The following is a 20,291-nucleotide window of genomic DNA, read 5'->3' as shown; positions in this document are numbered from 1 at the left end:
CCCCCGCGTGGTCAAAGCCCTGCCTAAGCGCTACACCGTCCGGTTCCTCAGAAAGGACCTTAACTGAACGGCATTAGCGCTCACGGGCGCGGTTTTTTGTTGGCACAGCCAGCGCTTATGCGCCTTCGCGCGAAGCGCGCTTGCGCTCGTGCTCCTTCAGGTGGCGCTTGCGCAGGCGGATGCTCTTGGGCGTGAGCTCGACCAGCTCGTCGTCGGCGATGAATTCCACCGCATACTCGAGCGACATCTGGATCGGCGGCACCAGGCGCACCGCTTCATCGGTACCCGAAGCGCGCACGTTGGTCAGCTGCTTGCCCTTGATCGGGTTGACCACCAGGTCGTTGTCGCGGCTGTGGATGCCGATGATCATGCCTTCGTACAGCGCATCGCCCGGCTTGACGAACATGCGGCCGCGGTCCTGCAGCTTCCACAGCGCGTAGGCCACGGCGTCGCCGTCGTCCTGCGAGATCAGCACGCCGTTGTGGCGCTCGCCCAGGCCGCCTTCGCGCACCGGTGCGTAGTCGTCGAAGATATGGCTGATCAGGCCGGTGCCGCGCGTCAGCGTCAGGAATTCGCCCTGGAAGCCGATCAGGCCGCGGGCCGGGATGCGGTATTCCAGACGCGTGCGGCCCTTGCCGTCCGAGGCCATGTCGAGCAGCTCGCCCTTGCGGCGGCCCAGCTCTTCCATCACGCCGCCCTGGTGGCTGTCTTCGACGTCCACGGTCAGCAGTTCGTACGGCTCGTTCTTGACGCCGTCGATTTCCTTGAACACCACGCGCGGACGCGACACGGCCAGCTCGTAGCCTTCGCGGCGCATGTTTTCCAGCAGGATGGTCAGGTGCAGTTCGCCGCGGCCAGACACTTCGAAGATGGTGTCGTCGCCGGTATCGGCCACGCGCAGCGCCACGTTGGACTTCAGTTCGCGGTCCAGGCGCTCGCGCAGCTGGCGGCTGGTCACGAACTTGCCTTCACGGCCGGCCAGCGGCGAGGTGTTGACGCAGAAATTCATGGTCAGCGTCGGCTCGTCCACCTTCAGCATCGGCAGCGCGTCCTGGGCGTCCGGCGCGCACACGGTGCAGCCGATACCCAGTTCTTCGATGCCGTTGATCAGCACGATGTCGCCGGCTTCGGCTTCCTGCACGATCTCGCGCTCCAGGCCCTGGAACTTCAGCACCTGGTTGATGCGGCCCTTGATCGGGTTGCCTTCCGGGCCGAACTTGACCACCACGTCCTGCAGCGGACGGGCGCGGCCACGCGAGATGCGGCCCACGCCGATCTTGCCGACGTAGCTGGAGTAGTCCAGCGAGATGATCTGCAGCTGCAGGGGGCCGTCCCGATCGTCGTCACGCACCGGCACCTTGTCCAGCACGGTTTCGAACAGCGGCTTCATGTCGCCGCCGCGCACGTCTTCGGTCAGGCCGGCAAAGCCGTTCAGGCCCGAGGCGTAGATCACCGGGAAGTCGAGCTGCTCGTCGGAGGCGCCCAGCTTGTCGAACAGGTCGAAGGTCTGGTTGATCACCCATTCCGGGCGCGCGCCCGGGCGGTCGATCTTGTTGACCACCACGATCGGCTTCAGGCCCAGCGCCAGCGCCTTGCGCGTGACGAAGCGGGTCTGGGGCATCGGGCCCTCGACTGCGTCGACCAGCAGCAGCACGCCGTCGACCATCGACAGCACGCGCTCCACTTCACCGCCGAAGTCGGCGTGGCCCGGGGTGTCGACGATATTGATATGGGTGCCGTTGTATTCGACGGCACAGTTCTTCGCGAGAATCGTGATCCCGCGTTCCTTTTCCAGGTCGTTCGAGTCCATCACCCGTTCGGCGACTTGCTGGTTGTCGCGGAAGGTGCCTGCCTGGCGCAGGAGCTGGTCGACCAGGGTGGTCTTGCCATGATCGACGTGGGCGATGATGGCGATATTTCGGATGGCGCGGGTCATTGCTGCGTCTCGCTTTGGAGAATCTGAGGTAACCCAACATTCTAGCATGTTGCAGCGCAAGACGCGTTGATCGGAACCGCCACTTACCGAATGAATATCATTGCGAAAAGTGGAATAACCAATTTCCGTTCTTGCGCATCATTAAACGTGAACATATATTTGTCACAGCAAAGATTGCAAAGGCAAAGATGTCACGGCTCCCTTCCACCGATCAGCCAGCCGAATCCACGGCCGGCCCGTTCGACCCCACCGAGTACCAGATGTGCGATAGCGTCGGCTACCTCATGCAACGCGCCAAGAACATGCTGGCGCATGGGGTCGAGCAGGAAGTGAGCAGTCTGGACATCACACAGGCCCAAGCCAGTTGCCTGATGATGCTGGCCACCGGCCGCGCCGCGACCGTAACTGACCTGGGCCGCGAACTGAATACCGACATGGGCTCGGTCACGCGCCTGCTCAGCCGCATGGAAAAGCGCGGGCTGATCGAACGCCGGCGCCGCGACGCCGACCGCCGCGTGGTCGACCTGTCGGTCACGCCACAGGGCCAGGAACTGGTGGAACGGCTGCCCGCCATCTTCTGCAAGGTACTTGCCCACCACTTCCGCGGTTTTTCCGAGGATGAGATCCAACTGCTGCGCAGCATGCTGCGGCGGATCATCGATAACAACAGCGGGTAGCGGGCTGTACGCCGGCCTCCGGCACACCAGATCGTCCGATCAACCGGACACCGTATCAGCCCGTAGAAACCGTAAGGCTCCGGCAGCGGAGCAACACCATGAAACAAGCTCTCTCCCCCCAATCCCCCCGGCGCGCCACCCCACGCACGCTGGCGCGCCGTGCCAGCGTGCTTGCGCTGACTGCCATGGCCGCGGCGGTGCTGGCCGGTTGCGCGGCACTCGGCAATTCGCACAGCACCCAGACCGTGGCCGACCCGGCCACGATGGCAACCTCGCAGACCCTGCCCGACGAACACGGCCAATGGCCCTCGCAGGACTGGGTCGCGCAGTTCAAGGACCCCCAGCTGAGCGCCCTGGTCGATGAGGCGGTCAAGGACAACCCGAGCCTGCAGGCCGCGTTCGCCCGCGTGGAAGCTTCGCGCGCCATGGCCGATGCCACCCGCAGCGCGCTCTATCCGCACCTGGAGTTCGAAGGCAGCCTGCTCCGCCAGCGCATCTCCGAGAAAGACCTGTTCGAAGGCACCCCGCTGGCGGGATCGTGGCAGAACCAGTCGCGCCTGCAGGTGGGCCTGTCCTATGACTTCGATTTCTGGGGCAAGAACCGCGATGCGCTGGAAGCGGCGCTCTCCGACGACCGCGCCGCCGAGGCTGAAAGCCAGGCCTCGCGCCTGATCCTGGCCACCTCGATCGCCCGCAACTACGCCCGCCTGGCGGCGCTGTACGCCCAGCGCGACGTGGCCGAGCGCGCCATCGCCCAGCGCGGCGACCTGACCGAGCTGTCACGCCAGCGCCTGGCCGCCGGCCTCGACACCCAGGTCGAGACCACGCAGGCGCGCGGCACGGTGGCTGCTTCGCGCACCGACCTGCAGCGCGTGGACGAGGAAATCGCCCTGGCGCGCAACCAGCTTGCAGCGCTGCTGGGCAAGGGCCCGGACCGGGGGCTGCAGATCCAGCCGCCGGTGCTGCTGGCGCAGGCCACGCCGACGCTGCCCGACAACCTGACCATCGGCCTGCTGGGCCGCCGGCCGGACCTGGTGGCGGCACGCTGGCGCGTGGAGGCGGCGTCCAAGGACATCAATGTCGCCAAGAAGGAGTTCCTGCCTGACGTCAGCCTGACCGCCTTTGCCGGGCTTGCCGCGCTGGATCCGTCCAACCTGCTGATGAGCGTCAGCCGCACCTTCGGCATCGGCCCGACTATCCGCCTGCCGATCTTCGAAGGCGGCAAGCTGCGCGCCAACCTGAAGGGCAAGTACGCCGGCTACGACATCGCCGTGGCCAACTACAACCAGGCCCTGGTCGATGCGCTGCGCGAGACCGCCGACACCATGACCAGCATCCGCAGCGTCGACAAGCAGATCCAGACCCAGCGCGAAGCCCTGGACCTGGCCGAGCACGCCTATGCACTGGCCACCACCCGCTACAAGGCCGGCCTGGGCACGCAACTGACCGTGCTGAACGCCGAAAGCAACGTGCTGCAGCAGCGCCGCCTGGCGACCGACCTGCAGGCACGGCGGCTGGACCTGCAGATGGGCCTGATGAAGGCGCTCGGCGGGGGCTACCAGGAGCCTGTGGAAGGCCACGAGAGCGCCGGCCACGACCCGGCGCAGCAACAGCACAACACCCAGGCGGGCGCTCGCGGCTGATCCGCGCACCCGGTGATCGAACACAAGATTATTCAGAAGACATCATGAGCAACAACCAGCAAGCGGCCGGCCCCAACACCCCCCAGCACCCTGCCCAGCAAGCGCCGGCCAGCACCAACAACAACGGCAAGCGCAAGCGCATGCTGCTGTCGCTGACTGCGGCAATCGTGGTCGCCGGCATCGGCTATGGCGTTTACTGGGGCATGTACGCCCGCCACTTTGAAAACACCGACGACGCCTATGTCGCCGGCAACGTGGTCCAGGTCACGCCGCTGGTGGGCGGCACCGTGGTGTCGATCGCCGCCGACGACACGCAACTGGTCACCGCCGGCCAGCCGCTGATCCAGCTTGACCGCGCCGATTCGCAAGTGGCGCTGGAACAGGCCGAAGCCCAGCTGGCCCAGGCCGTGCGCGAAGTGCGCACGCTGTACGTCAACAACGGCTCGCTCGCCGCCAACGTGGCGCTGCGCGAAGCCGACGTGGCCAAGGCCCGCGACGACCTGCGCCGCCGCCAGGCCATCGCCGGCTCGGGCGCGGTCTCGAATGAAGAGATCTCGCACGCGCAGTCCGCGCTCAAGGGTGCGGAGTCGGCGCTGCTGGCCGCGCGCGAGCAACTGGCGTCGAACAAGGTGCTGACCGACCAAACCACGGTGGAGAAGCACCCCAACGTGCAGCGCGCCGCCGCCAACCTGCGCTCGGCCTACCTGTCGTTCGCGCGCTCGGCCATGCCGGCGCCGGTGACCGGCTATGTTGCCAAGCGCTCGGTTCAGGTCGGCCAGCGCGTGGCCGCCGGCGCGCCGCTGATGGCCGTGGTGCCGCTGGACCAGGTCTGGGTCGACGCCAACTTCAAGGAAGTGCAGATCACGCATATGCGCATCGGCCAGCCCGTGACGCTGGAAGCCGACGTGTACGGCTCCAAGGTGGAATACCAGGGCAAGGTCGCCGGCTTCTCGGCCGGCACCGGCTCGGCTTTCTCGCTGCTGCCGGCGCAGAACGCCACCGGCAACTGGATCAAGGTGGTGCAGCGCCTGCCGGTGCGCATCGCGCTTGACCCGCAGCAGCTCAAGGACCACCCGCTGCGCGTGGGCCTGTCGATGACAGTCAAGGTCGACGTGCGCCGCGAGGAAGGCGCCGCCATGGCCGCCGCCGCGCCGGCCAAGCCGATGCAGACCGATGTCTATGAAAAGGTAGCGCAGGACGCCGACCAGCTGATCGCGCACATCATCGCCGCCAACAACGGCGGCCGCAGCACCGGCCTGCCCTCGGCCAGCGCCGCCAACGCCAAGCCCGCCAACACCTGATCATGGCCAACTCCCCCACCGCCGCGCAGTCCGACGGCAGCCAGGCGCCGGCGCGGCCGGTCCCGCCACTGGCGTCGCAGCAGCCGCGGCCGCTGACCGGCGGCAAGCTGGTGGTCGGCACCATCGCGCTGTCGCTGGCCACGTTCATGAACGTGCTGGACTCGTCGATCGCCAACGTGTCGATCCCGGCGATTTCAGGCGACCTGGGCGTCGCGCCCAACCAGGGCACATGGGTCATCACCTCGTTCGCGGTGGCCAATGCGATCTCGGTGCCGCTGACCGGCTGGCTGACCACGCGCTTCGGCGCGGTGCGGCTGTTCATCACCTCGATCCTGCTGTTCGTGCTGGCATCGTGGCTGTGCGGCGTCGCGCCCAACCTCGAGACGCTGCTGGCCGCACGGGTCCTGCAGGGCGCGGTGGCCGGGCCGATGATCCCGCTGTCGCAGTCGCTGCTGCTGTCGAGCTATCCGCCGCAGAAGAGCACCATGGCGCTGGCACTGTGGGGCATGACCACGCTGGTGGCGCCGATCATGGGGCCGCTGCTGGGCGGCTGGATCTCCGACAACATGACCTGGCCGTGGATCTTCTACATCAACGTGCCGGTGGGCATCATCACGGCCTATGTCACCTGGGCCATCTACAAGGACCGCGAGACCCCGACCAAGGTACTGCCGATCGACCGCATCGGCCTGGCGCTGCTGGTGATCTGGGTCGGCTCGATGCAGCTGATGCTCGACAAGGGCAAGGAGCTGGACTGGTTCCACTCGACCGAGATCGTGGTGCTGACGCTGGTGGCAATTGTCGGCTTCCTCTTCTTCCTGGCATGGGAAACCTATGAGAAGCACCCCGTCGTCGACATCAGCCTGTTCAAGGGCCGCAACTTCAGCTCCGGCGTGGTGGCGATCTCGGTGGCGTACGGGCTGTTCTTCGGCAACCTGGTGATCCTGCCGCTGTGGCTGCAGACCATCGTCGGCTATACCGCGACGGATGCGGGCATCGTGATGGCGCCGGTCGGGATCTTCGCGATCCTGCTGTCACCGGTGATCGGGCGCAACCTGCCGAAGATGGACGCGCGCTGGGTCGCCACCGCGGCCTTCATCACCTTCGGCATCGTCAGCCTGATGCGCTCGGGCTTCACCACGCAGGTGGATACCTGGACGCTGATGGTGCCCACGCTGATCCAGGGCGCGGCGATGGCGATGTTCTTCATCCCGCTGACGTCGATCATCCTGTCGGGCCAGCCGCCCGAGAAGATCCCGGCGGCCTCGGGCCTGTCGAACTTCGTGCGGATCACCTTCGGCGGCATCGGCGCCTCGATCTCGACCACCGTATGGGAAAACCGCTCGGCCCTGCACCACGCGCAGCTGGTGGAACAGGTCAACCCGTACAACTCGGCCTACCACGACCAGCTCAGCCACCTGATGCAGATGGGCATGAGCCAGGCCCAGGCAATGGGCGTGATCGAGCGCAACATCTCCCAGCAGGCTGCCATGCTCGGCGCCAACGATATCTTCTGGATCTCGGGGATGCTGTTCTTCGTGCTGATCGGCTTTGTCTGGCTGACGCGGCCGGCCAAGGGCGGTGGCGGGTCGGCTGATGCGATGGCGGCGCACTGACCCGACCTCTCCGGTTTTCAAGACTTGGCCCCTGATCGGGGCCATTTTTTTTGCTTCGCCGCCGGGTTGCTGCGCCGGGAATGCCCCCCTTGTGTTCCTGTCTTCGTGCTTCTATTATTTGTAAACCGAATTACGGAACCTACGTTCCGAAAACCGGAACCAAACAGGTAATAGAGATACGGAGCGTGGAGTGGCGGAGTGAGCATTCTTGAAGGCGTGGAAAGCGTGCTGGACCTGTTCGGGCATCACCGGCACGAGATCACTTTCAACGATGTCCTGGACGAACTGGGCCTTGCCAAGAGTTCGGCCTCGCGCCTGCTCGCCCAGATGGTGCGCTATCGCCTGCTGGAACTGCAGCCGTCCACGCGGCGCTACCGCCCTGGCGCGCTGCTGATCCGCGCAGCGCAGGCCGCTGCACAGGCGCATCCCTTCGACGAGCAATGCCGCGAGATCCTGGCCACTCTGTCCGAAGCCACCGGCTTCACCGCCTATCTGTCGATGCTGGACGGCACCGACACCGTCGTGCTGCAACGCCTGAACGGCAGCAACCCGGTGCAGGTGCTGTCGCCGCCCGGCGCACGCCGGCCGGCATTCACCACGGCGATGGGCCGGGTGCTGCTGTCGCGCCTGCCCGAGCCTGAATTCAGCGCGCGCTATGGCGCCGCCGGCGCCCGCAAGCTGCCGGATGCACCCGCCGGCTGTCCTGCCACGGTTGCCGAGCTGCGCGAACGCGTGGCGACGGCCGGCGCCGAGCGCAGCGCCATCGCCGTGAACGAAGGCATGCCGGGCATCGGCGCCGTGGCCACCACGCTGGCAGACCCGCTCTCAGGCGACGTGCGCGGACTGTGCCTGTCTTTCACCGCGATGCAGGTCAGCCAGGCCCAGGCCCAGGCGCTGCGCGCGACGCTGGTGCAGGCCGTGGCACCCGTGGGACAGCGCATCGGCGACCCACTGTGGCTCGACGCCGCCTCACTTATCTAGACTTTGCCGCAACGACCCATGGAACTCCTGTTACTCAGCAACTCCAGCAGCGACGCCGGCTACCTGGTCCACGCCCAGGAAGCGATCCGCGACCTGGCCGCCAGCCGCAAGACTGCCTGCTTTATCCCGTTCGCCGGCGTCACGCGCGACTGGGACACCTACGAGACGCTGGTCCGCGACGCCTTCGCGCCGGTCGGCATCGCGGTGCAATCACTACACCGTCTGGCCGAGCCGGCGGCAGCCGTGCGCACCATCGAGGCGGCCGAACTGATCGTCGTTGGCGGCGGCAACACGTTCCGCTTGCTGCAGTGCCTGCGCGAGCGCGGCTTGCTGGCGCCGATCTCGGCGCAGGTACGATCCGGTGCGGCGCGCTATATCGGCTGGAGCGCGGGCGCCAACCTGGCCTGCCCGACCATTCGCACCACCAACGACATGCCGGTGGCTGATCCAGGCGGCCTGGACGCCCTGGCGCTAGTCCCCTTCCAGATCAACCCGCACTACTTCAATCTGGTCGTGCCCGGCTTCCGCGGCGAAACGCGCGACCAGCGCCTGGCCGAATTCACCGTGCTGCAGCCCGACATGCCGGTGCTGGGCCTGCCCGAAGGCAACTGGGTACGGGTCTCGGACGATCGCTTCGAAATGGGCGGCACCCATGCCGCGCGATGGTTCAGGGGCGCGGAGATTGCCGACGTGCAGCCCGGCGCGCTTTCACTGCCGCGCTGAATTTGCTGGCCTGAGCCCAAGCGTACGGAACCCCTCCCCAGCCCCAGGAAGTCAAGCAAGATGTCTATCAAGCAGGTTATTGAATCGATCGAGCTGCTGTCGGCAGCGAATGTCGACGGCGCAGCTGTCGCCTCACTGCTGCGCTCGCGCGGCCTGGACGATGTCACCGTCACGCGCGTGGAAAAGAACGGCCTCTACACCGATTTCCTCGCCTGCACGGTACCCGGACAGAACCCGGATGCACCCGCGCTTGGCGTAGTGGGCCGGCTGGGCGGCGTCGGCGCGCGCCCGGCCGTGACGGGCCTGGTATCCGATGCCGACGGCGCCATCGTGGCCGTCGCCAGCGCCCTGAAGCTGGCCGACATGGCCGCCACCGGCGACGTGCTGGCCGGGCCGGTGCGCATCCACACCCATATCTGCCCGCACGCCGCCACGCGGCCGCACCATCCGGTGCCGATGATGAAATCGCCCTTTGCGATGCGCACGATGATGTCGCATGAGGTGCACCAGCGGATGGCGGCGATCCTGTCGGTCGACACCACGCGCGGCAACCGCTTCGTCAACCGCCGCGGCGTGGCGCTGACACCCGTGGCCAAGGAAGGCTGGCTGCTGCGCCTGCCGGAACGGATGCTGGACCTGATGGGATGGGTCAGCGGCGAACTGCCGATGGTGTTGCCGTTGACCACCCAGGACATCACGCCGTATGAAAACGGCCTGTGGCATGTCAACTCGATCATGCAGCCGGCCATCGTGACCCCTGCCCCGGTCGTGGGCGTGGCGCTGACCGCGCAGACCACTGTGCCAGGCTGCGCGACCGGCGTCACCAACGCCTTCGACATCGACGTGGCGACGCGCTTCTGCATCGAGGTGGCGAAGCAGTTCGGCCAGGGCCAATGCGACTTCTACGACGCGGCCGAGTGGGCCGAGCTGCAGCGCCGCTATGGCTCGCTGGCCCATCTGCAGACCGTGGGCACCGAGGCATGAACACGCCTGCCGCACGCCAGCCACGCGTGGCCTTCGTCACCATCGGGCAGGCGCCCAGGACAGATGTGGTCCCGCAGATGATTGCCGACCTGGGCCTGCCGGCCACGGTGGAAGAGTTCGGCATCCTGGACGCGCTGGGCCCGCAGGACATTGCCGCGCTGGCGCCCGCGCCCGGCGAGTACCGCTTTGCCAGCCGGCTGCGTGACGGCACGCAGGCGGTGATGGGCAAGCCGGTGGCCGAGGCGATGCTGGCCCGGCTGATGACCTCGCTGGACGACGGCCGCTTCGACGCCCTGGTGCCACTGTGCACCGGCACCGCCCTGCCGCCGATGCAGACCCTGGTCATCGAACCGCAGCAGGTGGTGGACCACCTGACCGTGGCGCTGGCGCAGGGCTGCAAGCGGCTCGGCATCGTGTTGCCGCTGGAAGCCCAGGTGAGCGGCTTCCACCTGATCCAGCCGGTGTCCTGCGAACTGCGCGTCACGCATGCCTCGCCTTATACGGACACAAGCACCGGCCGCTTCGCGCAGGCGGGCGAGACACTGCGCGGCTGCGACCTGGTGGTGATGCACTGCATGGGCTACACCGAAGCCATGCGGGCTGAGGTGGCGCGCCATGCCGGCGCCCCGGTGCTGCTCTCCAACCGCATGGTGGCAAGGCTGCTGGGGCAGGTACTGGCGGGTGCCGCGGCCTGAATCAGGGCAGGAAGCGAACGCATTTTCGGGTAAGGGCGAGCCCGCTGACAAATTGCCCATGACACTGCTGGAGTGGAAGTAACAATGGAAAAGGTGGCGAAGTGGATGGGGCCGCTGGTGCGCGGCATGATGTGGATGAGCGTGGGCGCGGCGGTGATCCCGGGCGCGCAGGCGCAGGAGTGGAAGCCGGTCAAGCCGGTGCGCCTGCTGGTGGGTTTTGCGCCCGGCGGTTCGGCAGATCTGCTGGCGCGCCTGGTGCAGGCCCCGCTGTCGGAAAGCCTGGGGGTGCCGGTGGTGGTCGAGAACGTGCCGGGTGCGGGTGGCAATATCGCCGCCGACAAGCTGGCCAAGGCCCCGGCCGACGGCTACACCATTGGCATGGGCGCCGCCGGCGCGATGGCGGTGACCCACCTGCTCAACCCCAAGGGCACGCCATACAAGGCGGATGATTTCACGCCCATCGCCATGCTGGCCACCCAGCCGAATGTCGTGATCATCAATCCGGCCCTGCCGGTCAAGACCATGGCGGACTTCGTCGCCTACGTCAAAAAGACGCCGCAGGTCACTTACGGCACAGCCGGCGTCGGAACGTCGAATCACCTGATTGCCGAAACCATGCTGCACCGCCTTGGCATCGACATGGTCCATGCGCCGTACAAGGGTGCCACCCCGGTGATCACCGACCTGATGGGCGGGCATATCGCCATGACGGTCGACAACATCACCACCGCGGCGACGCTGGCCAAGACCGGCAAGGTCAAGGCGCTGGCGGTCACCGGCAGCAAGCGCTCGCCCTTGTTGCCGGAGGTGCCGACGCTTGCCGAGAGCGGCCTGAAGGACTTCAACATGCCCACCTGGCAAGGCATCTTCGGGCCGAAGGACCTGCCGAAGGCGATCGTGGTCCGCTACAACCAGGCGCTGCTCAAGGCCCTGGCGAACCCGGAAGTCAGGAAGAAAATGGCTGAATTCGGCTCCGAGCCCGTGGGCGATACACCGGAGCATTTCGCCGGCTTCCTCACCCAGGATCGCAAGCTGTGGGCCGATGTCATCAAGACGGCCAGGATCACGCTAGAGTAATTGCTGACGGGGCTGCCGCTTACGCCCCTCACGCAATTTACAGCTTGACCAGCCGCTCCGGCCGCAACGCGCCTTCGCGCATGCGCGCCACGCCCAGCAGCCGGGCCGGCTCGCCGGCATAGACGCGCGCCAGCGCATCCTCGGCCAGCCCGGTGCCGGCCGGCAGGTCGCGCTGGGCAATGCGCTGGCCCTGCAGGAAGCGCGCTGCAGCGGCCTCGTCCAGATGCACCGGCGCACACTTCTGCAGCAAGGCGTCCACAGGTGCCAGCATGGTCGGGCGCTGCGCGTCGTCGTGCTGTTCGATCTGTTCCAGCGTCACCGCGCCGTCCAGCGTCAGGTCGCCCACGGCGATGCGGCGCAGTCCGGTCAGGTGCGCGCCACAGCCCAGCGCTTCGCCGATGTCCTCGGCCAGCGTGCGGATATAGGTGCCCTTGCTGCACGTCACCCGCATCGTGAACGACGGGGCATTGGGCAAGGCGCAGTCCAGCAGCGCAATCGAACGGATGGTGACGCGGCGCGCCGCGCGCTCCACGGTCTGGCCGGCGCGCGCGTATTCATACAGCGGGCGGCCGTCCTTCTTCAGCGCCGAATGCATCGGCGGCACCTGTTCGATCTCGCCGAGGAAGCTTGCCAGCGCCTGCTCCACCGCGGCGCGGTCGCAGGTGACCTCGCGCACGTCGAGCAGTTCGCCTTCGGCGTCGCCCGTGCTCGAGCGCGCGCCCAGCCGCACTACGGCGTCATAGGTCTTGTCCGCTTCCAGCAGGTCTTGCGAAAACTTGGTGGCCTCGCCGAAGCACAGCGGCAGCAGCCCCGTGGCAAGCGGGTCCAGCGTGCCGGTATGGCCTGCCTTGGCCGCGCGCAAGAGGCGCTTGGCGCGCACCAGCGCGTCGTTGGACGACAGGCCCAGCGGCTTGTCGAGCAGCAGCACACCATGGACCTCGCGGCGCGGCAGGCGCGGCGGACGGTTGGCGTTGGAATCGGTCATCGGGAGAAAGCGGGAGGCGGGACGGCGATGCGGCGCGGATGGCGGCAATGTAAATCGTGCGGCCGCGAAACCCATGCCAGGGAGGCATGGGCGCCGGCTTCAGTCGTCTTTCGAACGCGTGGCGTTCGCTTCGTTGATCAGCTTGGACATCTCGATCGCATGTTCGACCGAGGTATCGTGGAAGAAGCGCAGCGTCGGCACGGTATGGATGTGCAGGCGCTTGTACAGCAGCGAGTGCAGGTAGCCGGCCTTTTCGTTCAGGATGGCTTCCGCCTCTGCGGCTTCTGCGCCCAGCACGGTGAAGTACACCTTGGCGTGCGCATAGTCAGGCGTCAGCGCGACCGACTGCAGCGTGACCAGGCCGAGGCGCGGGTCGCGCAGTTCGCGCTGGATCATCTCGGCCAGGTCCTTCTGGATCTGGTCGGAGATGCGGAGATTGCGGGAGGAGATGCTGCCTTTCTTGGCCATTCAATACTGTCTAGTCGAGATGACAACGGCAGGCCGAAGCCTGCCGTTGCTTGCGACGCCTTACAGCGTACGCGCCACCTCTGTGATTTCGTACACCTCGAGCTGGTCGCCTTCCTGAACATCATTGAAGTTCTTGATCGACAGACCGCACTCAAAGCCTTGCTTGACTTCCTTGACGTCGTCCTTGAAGCGCTTGAGCGAATCCAGCTCGCCGTCGTGGATGACCACGTTGTTGCGCAGCACGCGCACCAGCGAGTTGCGCTTGACCAGGCCGTCGGTAACCATACAGCCGGCCACCGCACCGATCTTCGGCACGCGGAACACCTGGCGCACCTCGACCTGGCCGATGGTGGTCTCGCGCTTCTCCGGCGCCAGCATGCCCGACATCGCCGCCTTGATCTCGTCTACCGCATCGTAAATGATGTTGTAGTAGCGGATATCGATGCCGTTGTGCTCGGCCAGCTTGCGCGCACCAGCGTCGGCACGCACGTTGAAGCCGATGATGACCGCCTTCGAAGCCGTCGCCAGGTTGACGTCGGACTCGGAGATGCCACCCACGCCGCCATGCACGATCTGCACGCGCACTTCGGCGGTCGACAGCTTCTGCAGCGACTGCACCAGCGCTTCCTGCGAACCCTGCACGTCGGCCTTGACGATCAACGGCAGCGTCTGCACTTCGCCTTCGGCCATCTGCTCGAGCATGTTCTCCAGCTTGGCGGCCTGTTGCTTGGCCAGCTTCACGTCGCGGAACTTGCCCTGGCGGAACAGCGCGATTTCACGTGCCTTGCGCTCGTCCGGCAGCACCAGCACTTCTTCACCGGCGGCAGGCACTTCCGACAGACCCTGGATTTCCACCGGGATCGACGGGCCGGCTTCCTTGGTCGGCTTGCCGTTCTCGTCCAGCATGGCACGCACGCGGCCGTAGGCGCTGCCAGCCAGGACCACATCGCCACGCTTGAGCGTGCCGCTGCTGACCAGGATGGTTGCGATCGGGCCCTTGCCCTTGTCGAGCTGGGCTTCCACCACCAGGCCCTTGGCCGGGGCATCCACCGGCGCCGTCAGTTCCAGCACTTCGGCTTGCAGGAGCACTTGCTCGAGCAGGTCTTCCACACCGGTACCCATCTTGGCGGAAACCGGCACGAACGGCGAATCGCCGCCGTATTCTTCCGGCACCACCTGCTCGGCCACCAGTTCCTGCTTGACGCGGTCCGGGTTGGCATCGGGCTTGTCGATCTTGTTGATCGCCACGACGATCGGCACACCGGCAGCCTTGGCATGCGCGATGGCTTCCTTGGTCTGCGGCATCACGCCGTCGTCGGCGGCCACCACCAGGATCACGATATCGGTCGCCTTGGCACCGCGGGCACGCATGGCCGTGAAGGCCTCGTGACCCGGGGTATCCAGGAACGTAATCACGCCGCGGTCGGTTTCCACATGGTAGGCACCGATGTGCTGCGTAATCCCGCCGGCTTCGCCCGCTGCCACCTTGGTGCGGCGGATGTAGTCCAGCAGCGAGGTCTTGCCGTGGTCGACGTGACCCATCACGGTCACCACCGGCGGACGCGGCAGCAACTCGGCGTCGGTGTGTTCCTCACCACCCACCACCAGCAGCGCTTCCGGATCGTCCAGCTTGGCGGCATACGCCTTGTGGCCCATTTCTTCCACCACGATCATGGCGGTTTCCTGGTCCAGCACCTGGTTGATGGTCACCATCTGGCCGAGCTTCATCATCTGCTTGATGACCTCGGACGCCTTGACGGCCATCTTGTGCGCCAGGTCGGCCACGGAGACGGTTTCCGGCACGTGCACTTCACGCACGACCGGCTCGGTCGGCGCCTGGAAGCTGCTGCGGCTGTCGTCATGCTGCTGCTGCCTGCCGCCGCGGCCACGCGGGCCACCGCGCCAGCCGCCCACGCCACCCGACGTATCGCCACGGGTCTTCAGGCCGCTGCCCTTCTTGCGGCTGCTGTCGTCCTGCCAGCCCGCCTTTACGACCTTGCCCTTCTTGTCGGCGGTTGCCGTGGTCGTGGTCGTGGTGACCGGCTTCTTTTCGTCCTTCTTCGCTTCCGTGGTCGCACCGGCCGGCTTCACCGGCTTGTGCAGCGTACCGGTCTGCTCGGCCTTCTTCTCTTCAGCCTTGCGCTCGGACGGCGCCTTCAGCACGCGCGGCGGGGCGTTCAGCATCTGCTGGATCGCGCGGGCCTCGGCTTCGGCAGCCTCGCGGCGCTTGCGCGCAGCGACTTCCTGCTCGGCGCGGGCCTTGTCGGCAGCAGCCTTGGCCTCGTCGGCAGCCTTCTGCGCCTCGGCGCGTTCGGCGGTTACGCGTGCCTTCTCGTCCTCTGCCTTCTTGCGCGAGGAATCCTCGTTGGCCTCGGTCACGGCGCGCGATGCGGCAGCCTCTTCCTCCGCCTTGCGGGCGGCGAGTTCGGCCTGGCGGCGCTGTTCAGCCTCCAGCGCTTCCTGGCGGGCGCGGCGCTCGGCTTCTTCACGCTCGGCTGCCTCGCGGGCGGCCTTGGCTTCAGCTTCCTGGCGCGCCAGCAGTTCAGCCTGTTGGCGTTCATCCTCGTCGCGGCGTGCTTCCTCGACAGCATCGGCGACAGGCGCCTGGGCTTCGGCCCCGTCGGCCTGGGTATCGGGCGCAGCTTCGTCGCGCTTGATCAGCACGCGCTTCTTGCGCACTTCCACCTGGACCGTGCGGGTCTTGCCGGTGCCATCCGACTGGCGGATCTCGGAGGTTTCGCGCTTGGTCAGTGTGATCTTCTTGCGGGAGCTGTCGTCGGCCTGGCCGTGCGAACGCTTCAGATAGTCCAGCAGCCTGGTCTTATCCGATTCCGTGATGATGTCTTCTGGCGTCGCTTTGCCCACCCCAGCCGCCTGCAATTGTTCCAGCAGGGCAGCTGCGCTGCGACTCAGTTCTGCGGCCAGTTGGGCAACTGTTGTGCTTGCCATTCAAACCCTTTCAATGCTTGGTTTCTACGTCGGGACAAATCGTTGCGGAAAGCGCGCCCGGGCCAAGTGTAGGCCGGCCCGGGCGTGTCCCTCAGTTGAACCAATGTTCCCGTGCTTTCATGATCAGCGACTTGGCTTCTTCCTCGCTGACACCGGTCATCTCGACCAGCTCGTCCACGGCCAGTTCGGCCAGGTCGTCACGCGTATGGATATCGCCTTCGGCCAGCTTGCCGATCAATTCCGGGTTGAGGCCGTCGAGCGAGCGCAGGTCCTGCGACACCTCTTCCACCTTTTCTTCCCGGGCCAGTTCCATCGTCAGGAGCGCATCACGCGCGCGATTGCGCAGCTCGTTGACGGTGTCTTCGTCAAAGGCCTCGATCTCCATCATTTCACTGATGGGGACATAAGCCACTTCTTCCAGCGTGGAGAAGCCTTCCTCGATCAGGATGTCGGCAACTTCCTCGTCCACGTCCAACTTGGCCATGAACAGCTTGCGCACGACATCGCTCTCTTCGGCCTGCTTCTGCGCCGATTCTTCCTGCGTCATGATGTTGATCTGCCAGCCGGTCAGCTCGGACGCCAGGCGCACGTTCTGACCACTGCGGCCGATGGCGACGGCGAGGTTTTCCTCGTCGACCACCACGTCCATGCTGTGCTTCTCTTCATCCACCACGATCGACTGCACCTGCGCCGGCGCCAGCGCGCCGATCACAAATTGCGCCGGGTCTTCCGACCACAGCACGATGTCCACGGCCTCGCCGCCGATCTCGTTACGCACCGCGGTGACGCGCGTGCCACGCACGCCCACGCAGGTGCCGATCGGGTCGATGCGCTTGTCATGCGCGACCACGGCGATCTTGGCGCGCACGCCCGGATCACGGGCAGCCGCCTTGATCTCCAGCAGGCCCTCTTCCATTTCCGGCACTTCGTTCTCGAAGAGCTTGATCAGGAACTCGGGCGCGGTGCGCGACAGTTCAATCTGCGGGCCGCGCGCGGCGCGGTCCACATTCAGGATATACGCACGCACGCGGTCACCGGTGCGCAGGTTTTCCTTGGGGATGATCTGGTCGCGGGCCAGCAGCGCTTCCACGCGGCCGGACTCGACGATCAGGCCCTTCTTGTCGGCGCGCTTGACCGTGCCGGTCATGATCTTCTCGCCGCGATCCAGGTAGTCGTTCAGGATCTGCTCGCGCTCGGCGTCGCGGATGCGCTGCAGGATGACCTGCTTGGCAGCCTGAGCACCGATGCGGCCGAACTCGACCGACTCGATCTGCTGCTCGATAAAATCACCCAGCTCGATGCTGGGGGTTTCATCGCGGGCTTCGAACAGCAGGATCTGCTTGTCCGGCTCTTGCAGGCCCAGCTCGTCGGGAACGACCAGCCAGCGGCGGAAGGTTTCATGCTCGCCCGACTCGCGATCGATCGCGACACGGATATCCACGTCTTCCTCGAAACGCTTCTTGGTGGCCGAGGCGAGCGCCGCCTCCAGGGCACCGAATACCACATCCTTGTCGACGTTCTTCTCACGCGCAAGCGCATCGACGAGCAACAGAACTTCGCGGCTCATTGCTTGTTCCCTTTTCTTTGATTTCCTTTGAAGTCGATCACCGGCACCAGGCGTGCCTTGTCGACATCGGATACGGCAAATTCCAGCAGCGCCGGGCCATCTTTGCCCTCGAACTCCAGGCCAATCTTCTCCTCGCCCGCCGCGCCGGTGGGCTCGCGCAGGATGCCTGTGAAGTTCTTCTGTCCGTTGACGGGCAGGCGCAGCGTCACGCGCACCTCCTCGCCGGCAAAGCGAACGTAGTCGGCCAGCTTCTTCAGCGGCCGGTCCAGTCCGGGCGACGAAACCTCGAGGCGTTCATAGTCGACGTTCTCGACTGTGAACACGTGGGTGAGCTGGCGGCTCACCTTTTCACAATCCTCGATGGCAATGCCGGTTTCAGGCTGATCGATATAGACACGCAGCAATCCGGCCGGGGCACGCTCGAGCTCGACCAGCTCATATCCCATGCCGCTTAGGGTGGTTTCGATCAAATCTGCCAGATGCACTGTTATCCCGAGTAATGGCCATCAACACCGTGGCAGGCAAACCCGCCGGTGCCGTCCGGGACGACCCTGCTGCAGCCCTGCCTGTCCGCCATCCCCCCGCTCCAGCGGAGAGAACCGAAAAACGGGCGAACCAAAAAAAAATGGGCGCAATGCCCATCATTCGCCCATCCTCGACGAGGATGGCTTTTTGAATAGACTTGAATTATACGCGGATTATGTCGAAAAGGCAAAAGCCAGACATTTCCGCGCACTGAACCCGGCGCCGGCGGGCATTCAGCCCGCCATGCGCCGCAATCAGCGCTTATCGGTTGCCGCCGCGGTTGCCACCACGGTTGCCGCCGCCACCGCCACTGCCTCCGCGCGGGGAACGGTTACCGCCCGGTTTCGACGCCTTCGGCATCACATTGCCGTTGGCTTCGCCACCGCCACGACGCGGCTTGCCCTGACCCTGGCCGCCCAGACCGCCCTGGCCACCCTGACCGCGCATGCCACCCATGCCGCCCATGCCGGCGCCACCGCGCCCCTGGCGTGCGCCAGTGCCGCGCCCGCCACCCAGGTTGGCCGCGTGCGAGGTCAGCAACGTGGGCCCGTGGCTGATATAGCCCATCGAGGTCTTCATCGGATCCGGCTGGCTGCTGCGGCCGCCGCCACCGCCCCGGGCACCGCCCTGGTCGAAGCGCGGCAGGCCATCCATACCCGTGGGCATCGGCATGCCGGCAATCGCGGCTTCGGTGCGCTGCTTGCGCCCGCCCACCTTGGTAGCGCCCTTGGGGGCCTGCTCGCCCTTGCCGGGCACCTTCAGGCCGACACCGGCCATCAGCGCCTTGACGTCATTGGGCTCGACTTCCTGCCAGCGGCCGCGCTTGAGGCCGCGCGGCAGCAGGAACTGGCCGTAGCGGGTGCGGATCAGGCGCGACACGGTCAGCCCGACCGCCTCGAACATGCGGCGCACTTCACGGTTGCGGCCCTCGGTCAGGGCCACGTGGTACCACTGGTTGACACCTTCGCCACCGCCGTCGGCAATGCGCAGGAAGTTGGCTTCGCCGTCATCGAGCTTGATGCCGTGCAGCAGGCGCTGACGGTCGGCCTCGGCCAGCTCGCCCAGCGTGCGCACCGCGTACTCGCGCTCCACGCCGTAGCGCGGGTGCATGAAGCGGTTGGCAATGTCACCCGACGTGGTGAAGATCAGCAGACCTTCGGTATTGAAGTCCAGGCGGCCCACCGCGACCCACTTGCCGCTCTTGATGCGCGGCAGGCTGTCGAACACGGTCGGACGGCCTTCCGGATCGGACTGGCTGACGATCTCGCCGGCGGGCTTGTGGTACAGCAGCACGCGCGGCGGCTTGGTCGACACCTTGCGGTGGATCAGCTTGCCGTTCACGCGGACCTGGTCCGCCGGCAGGATGCGCTGGCCGATATGGGCCGGCAGGCCGTTGACCGAAACGCGGCCCTGCAGGATCAGTTCTTCCATCTCGCGGCGCGAGCCCAGCCCGCCCTCGGCCAGCACCTTGTGCAGCTTGGGCGCGTCGTCGTCAGCCGACAGCTCGCGCACCGGCTTGGCCTTGGTGCGCGGGATGACGGTGTCTTCAGTGTCGTACTGCTCGGAGATCACGAAGCGGAACAGGTCTTCGCTGCTCGCCGCGGTCTTGTCCCCGCCGCCCTGGCCCTTGCGGGGCGCCTGCGGCTTGCCGCCATCCTTGCGGCGGCCCTGCTGCCGCGCGCCGGCGCCCTGCGCCTCGCCCGGCGCCGCCGCCTTGCCTGAGCGCTGGACCGGCTTGCGCTTGCGGCCGGGCTGCTCGGGCTTGTCGGTGCCTTCGGCCCTGGCCGCGCGGTCCACCTTGTCTGCCTTGCTGGTGCCCTGGCCGCCCTGGCTGCCCTGGCCGCCCTCGCCCTGCCCCGTCTTGCGCTTGCCGCGGCCGCGCTGGCCACCGCGCGCGCCGCCCGCCGCCTGGGCGGCGCCCGCTTCACCGGCATCGGCCTGGCCGCCGGCGCTGGCGCCTTCGGCGCCCTCGCCGCGGTCCTGCGTTGCCTGGCGGCGCGATGCGACCAGGTTCCTCAGCCCGCGGCGCAGCCCCTTGCGGCGGGGCGCGGCTTCGCTGCCCGATCCGGGTTCTGCGGCGCCGGTGTCGGCGGGTGCGCCCGCATTGCGGGTGTCTTGCTCAACGGAATCAGACAAGATATTCACTATCGGATGTTGCATGTTG

The 20,291-nt window shown here is 66.5% G+C and carries 16 protein-coding genes; 9 read left to right on the top strand and 7 right to left on the bottom strand.

Annotation, left to right across the window (positions count from 1 at the left end):
- Positions 1–115: 115 nt before the first annotated feature.
- Positions 116–1,936 carry a translational GTPase TypA gene (gene typA / locus AC3WL8_RS24920; protein ID WP_153953615.1) on the bottom strand — a complete coding sequence of 607 codons (1,821 nt, stop codon included), beginning with the start codon at positions 1,934–1,936 and terminating at the stop codon, positions 116–118.
- 188 nt (positions 1,937–2,124) lie between these two features.
- On the opposite strand from typA, the gene AC3WL8_RS24915 reads away from it, so the two are divergent.
- The 9 genes from AC3WL8_RS24915 (at position 2,125) to AC3WL8_RS24875 (ending at position 11,633) form a co-directional block, all read left to right on the top strand.
- On the top strand, positions 2,125–2,613 hold the full coding sequence (locus AC3WL8_RS24915; RefSeq protein WP_211979860.1) for a MarR family winged helix-turn-helix transcriptional regulator: 489 nt from the start codon (positions 2,125–2,127) through the stop codon (positions 2,611–2,613).
- 98 nt (positions 2,614–2,711) lie between these two features.
- Positions 2,712–4,256, top strand: a complete 1,545-nt coding sequence (locus AC3WL8_RS24910) for an efflux transporter outer membrane subunit (protein WP_211979861.1) — start codon at positions 2,712–2,714, stop codon at positions 4,254–4,256.
- Between the two features lie 44 nt (positions 4,257–4,300).
- Positions 4,301–5,557 carry an HlyD family secretion protein gene (locus AC3WL8_RS24905; RefSeq protein WP_013957160.1) on the top strand — a complete coding sequence of 419 codons (1,257 nt, stop codon included), beginning with the start codon at positions 4,301–4,303 and terminating at the stop codon, positions 5,555–5,557.
- A gap of 2 nt (positions 5,558–5,559) precedes the next feature.
- On the top strand, positions 5,560–7,173 hold the full coding sequence (locus AC3WL8_RS24900; protein WP_013957161.1) for a DHA2 family efflux MFS transporter permease subunit: 1,614 nt from the start codon (positions 5,560–5,562) through the stop codon (positions 7,171–7,173).
- 198 nt (positions 7,174–7,371) lie between these two features.
- Positions 7,372–8,154, top strand: coding sequence for an IclR family transcriptional regulator (locus tag AC3WL8_RS24895; RefSeq protein ID WP_013957162.1), 783 nt, complete (start codon positions 7,372–7,374; stop codon positions 8,152–8,154).
- Between the two features lie 18 nt (positions 8,155–8,172).
- The gene (pepE, locus tag AC3WL8_RS24890) at positions 8,173–8,877 is read left to right on the top strand and encodes a dipeptidase PepE (RefSeq protein WP_211979862.1); all 705 of its coding nucleotides are present in this window, start codon (positions 8,173–8,175) and stop codon (positions 8,875–8,877) included.
- 60 nt (positions 8,878–8,937) lie between these two features.
- Positions 8,938–9,861, top strand: coding sequence for a DUF1177 domain-containing protein (locus tag AC3WL8_RS24885; protein ID WP_211979863.1), 924 nt, complete (start codon positions 8,938–8,940; stop codon positions 9,859–9,861).
- Entirely contained in the window at positions 9,858–10,556 is a 699-nt protein-coding gene (locus tag AC3WL8_RS24880; RefSeq protein WP_211979864.1) for an AroM family protein, read from the top strand. Before AC3WL8_RS24885 ends, AC3WL8_RS24880 begins: the two co-directional genes overlap by 4 nt.
- Positions 10,557–10,640: 84 nt before the next feature.
- Entirely contained in the window at positions 10,641–11,633 is a 993-nt protein-coding gene (locus tag AC3WL8_RS24875) for a Bug family tripartite tricarboxylate transporter substrate binding protein (protein ID WP_013957166.1), read from the top strand.
- 37 nt (positions 11,634–11,670) lie between these two features.
- Here AC3WL8_RS24875 and truB read toward each other — a convergent pair whose 3' ends face one another.
- From truB to rluB, 6 genes are all read right to left on the bottom strand, one after another.
- Positions 11,671–12,618 (bottom strand): tRNA pseudouridine(55) synthase TruB, encoded by a 948-nt coding sequence (gene truB / locus AC3WL8_RS24870; protein ID WP_153953618.1) that lies wholly within the window; start codon positions 12,616–12,618, stop codon positions 11,671–11,673.
- A 99-nt stretch (positions 12,619–12,717) separates the two neighbouring features.
- A complete protein-coding gene (rbfA, locus tag AC3WL8_RS24865; protein WP_010809484.1) occupies positions 12,718–13,086 on the bottom strand; it encodes a 30S ribosome-binding factor RbfA in 369 nt (122 codons plus the stop codon).
- Positions 13,087–13,146: 60 nt separating this feature from the next.
- Positions 13,147–16,035, bottom strand: a complete 2,889-nt coding sequence (infB, locus tag AC3WL8_RS24860) for a translation initiation factor IF-2 (protein ID WP_013957168.1) — start codon at positions 16,033–16,035, stop codon at positions 13,147–13,149.
- Positions 16,036–16,126: 91 nt separating this feature from the next.
- A complete protein-coding gene (gene nusA, locus AC3WL8_RS24855; RefSeq protein WP_013957169.1) occupies positions 16,127–17,602 on the bottom strand; it encodes a transcription termination factor NusA in 1,476 nt (491 codons plus the stop codon).
- Entirely contained in the window at positions 17,599–18,087 is a 489-nt protein-coding gene (gene rimP / locus AC3WL8_RS24850) for a ribosome maturation factor RimP (protein WP_013957170.1), read from the bottom strand. Before rimP ends, nusA begins: the two co-directional genes overlap by 4 nt.
- A gap of 301 nt (positions 18,088–18,388) precedes the next feature.
- The gene (gene rluB, locus AC3WL8_RS24845; RefSeq protein ID WP_492379021.1) at positions 18,389–20,287 is read right to left on the bottom strand and encodes a 23S rRNA pseudouridine(2605) synthase RluB; all 1,899 of its coding nucleotides are present in this window, start codon (positions 20,285–20,287) and stop codon (positions 18,389–18,391) included.
- Between the last annotated feature and the right edge of the window lie 4 nt (positions 20,288–20,291).

This window comes from Cupriavidus sp. FW305-F7 (assembly GCF_058782875.1).
This window is presented reverse-complemented; position numbering and strand designations above follow the sequence as displayed.

Bases quoted from the DNA above. Each gene is read 5' to 3' on its own strand.
- typA (WP_153953615.1), bottom strand. From the start codon at position 1,936: ATGACCCGCGCCATCCGAAATATCGCCATCATCGCCCACGTCGATCAT.
- AC3WL8_RS24915 (WP_211979860.1), top strand. From the start codon at position 2,125: ATGTCACGGCTCCCTTCCACCGATCAGCCAGCCGAATCCACGGCCGGC.
- AC3WL8_RS24910 (WP_211979861.1), top strand. From the start codon at position 2,712: ATGAAACAAGCTCTCTCCCCCCAATCCCCCCGGCGCGCCACCCCACGC.
- AC3WL8_RS24905 (WP_013957160.1), top strand. From the start codon at position 4,301: ATGAGCAACAACCAGCAAGCGGCCGGCCCCAACACCCCCCAGCACCCT.
- AC3WL8_RS24900 (WP_013957161.1), top strand. From the start codon at position 5,560: ATGGCCAACTCCCCCACCGCCGCGCAGTCCGACGGCAGCCAGGCGCCG.
- pepE (WP_211979862.1), top strand. From the start codon at position 8,173: ATGGAACTCCTGTTACTCAGCAACTCCAGCAGCGACGCCGGCTACCTG.
- AC3WL8_RS24885 (WP_211979863.1), top strand. From the start codon at position 8,938: ATGTCTATCAAGCAGGTTATTGAATCGATCGAGCTGCTGTCGGCAGCG.
- AC3WL8_RS24880 (WP_211979864.1), top strand. From the start codon at position 9,858: ATGAACACGCCTGCCGCACGCCAGCCACGCGTGGCCTTCGTCACCATC.
- AC3WL8_RS24875 (WP_013957166.1), top strand. From the start codon at position 10,641: ATGGAAAAGGTGGCGAAGTGGATGGGGCCGCTGGTGCGCGGCATGATG.
- truB (WP_153953618.1), bottom strand. From the start codon at position 12,618: ATGACCGATTCCAACGCCAACCGTCCGCCGCGCCTGCCGCGCCGCGAG.
- rbfA (WP_010809484.1), bottom strand. From the start codon at position 13,086: ATGGCCAAGAAAGGCAGCATCTCCTCCCGCAATCTCCGCATCTCCGAC.
- infB (WP_013957168.1), bottom strand. From the start codon at position 16,035: ATGGCAAGCACAACAGTTGCCCAACTGGCCGCAGAACTGAGTCGCAGC.
- nusA (WP_013957169.1), bottom strand. From the start codon at position 17,602: ATGAGCCGCGAAGTTCTGTTGCTCGTCGATGCGCTTGCGCGTGAGAAG.
- rluB (WP_492379021.1), bottom strand. From the start codon at position 20,287: ATGCAACATCCGATAGTGAATATCTTGTCTGATTCCGTTGAGCAAGAC.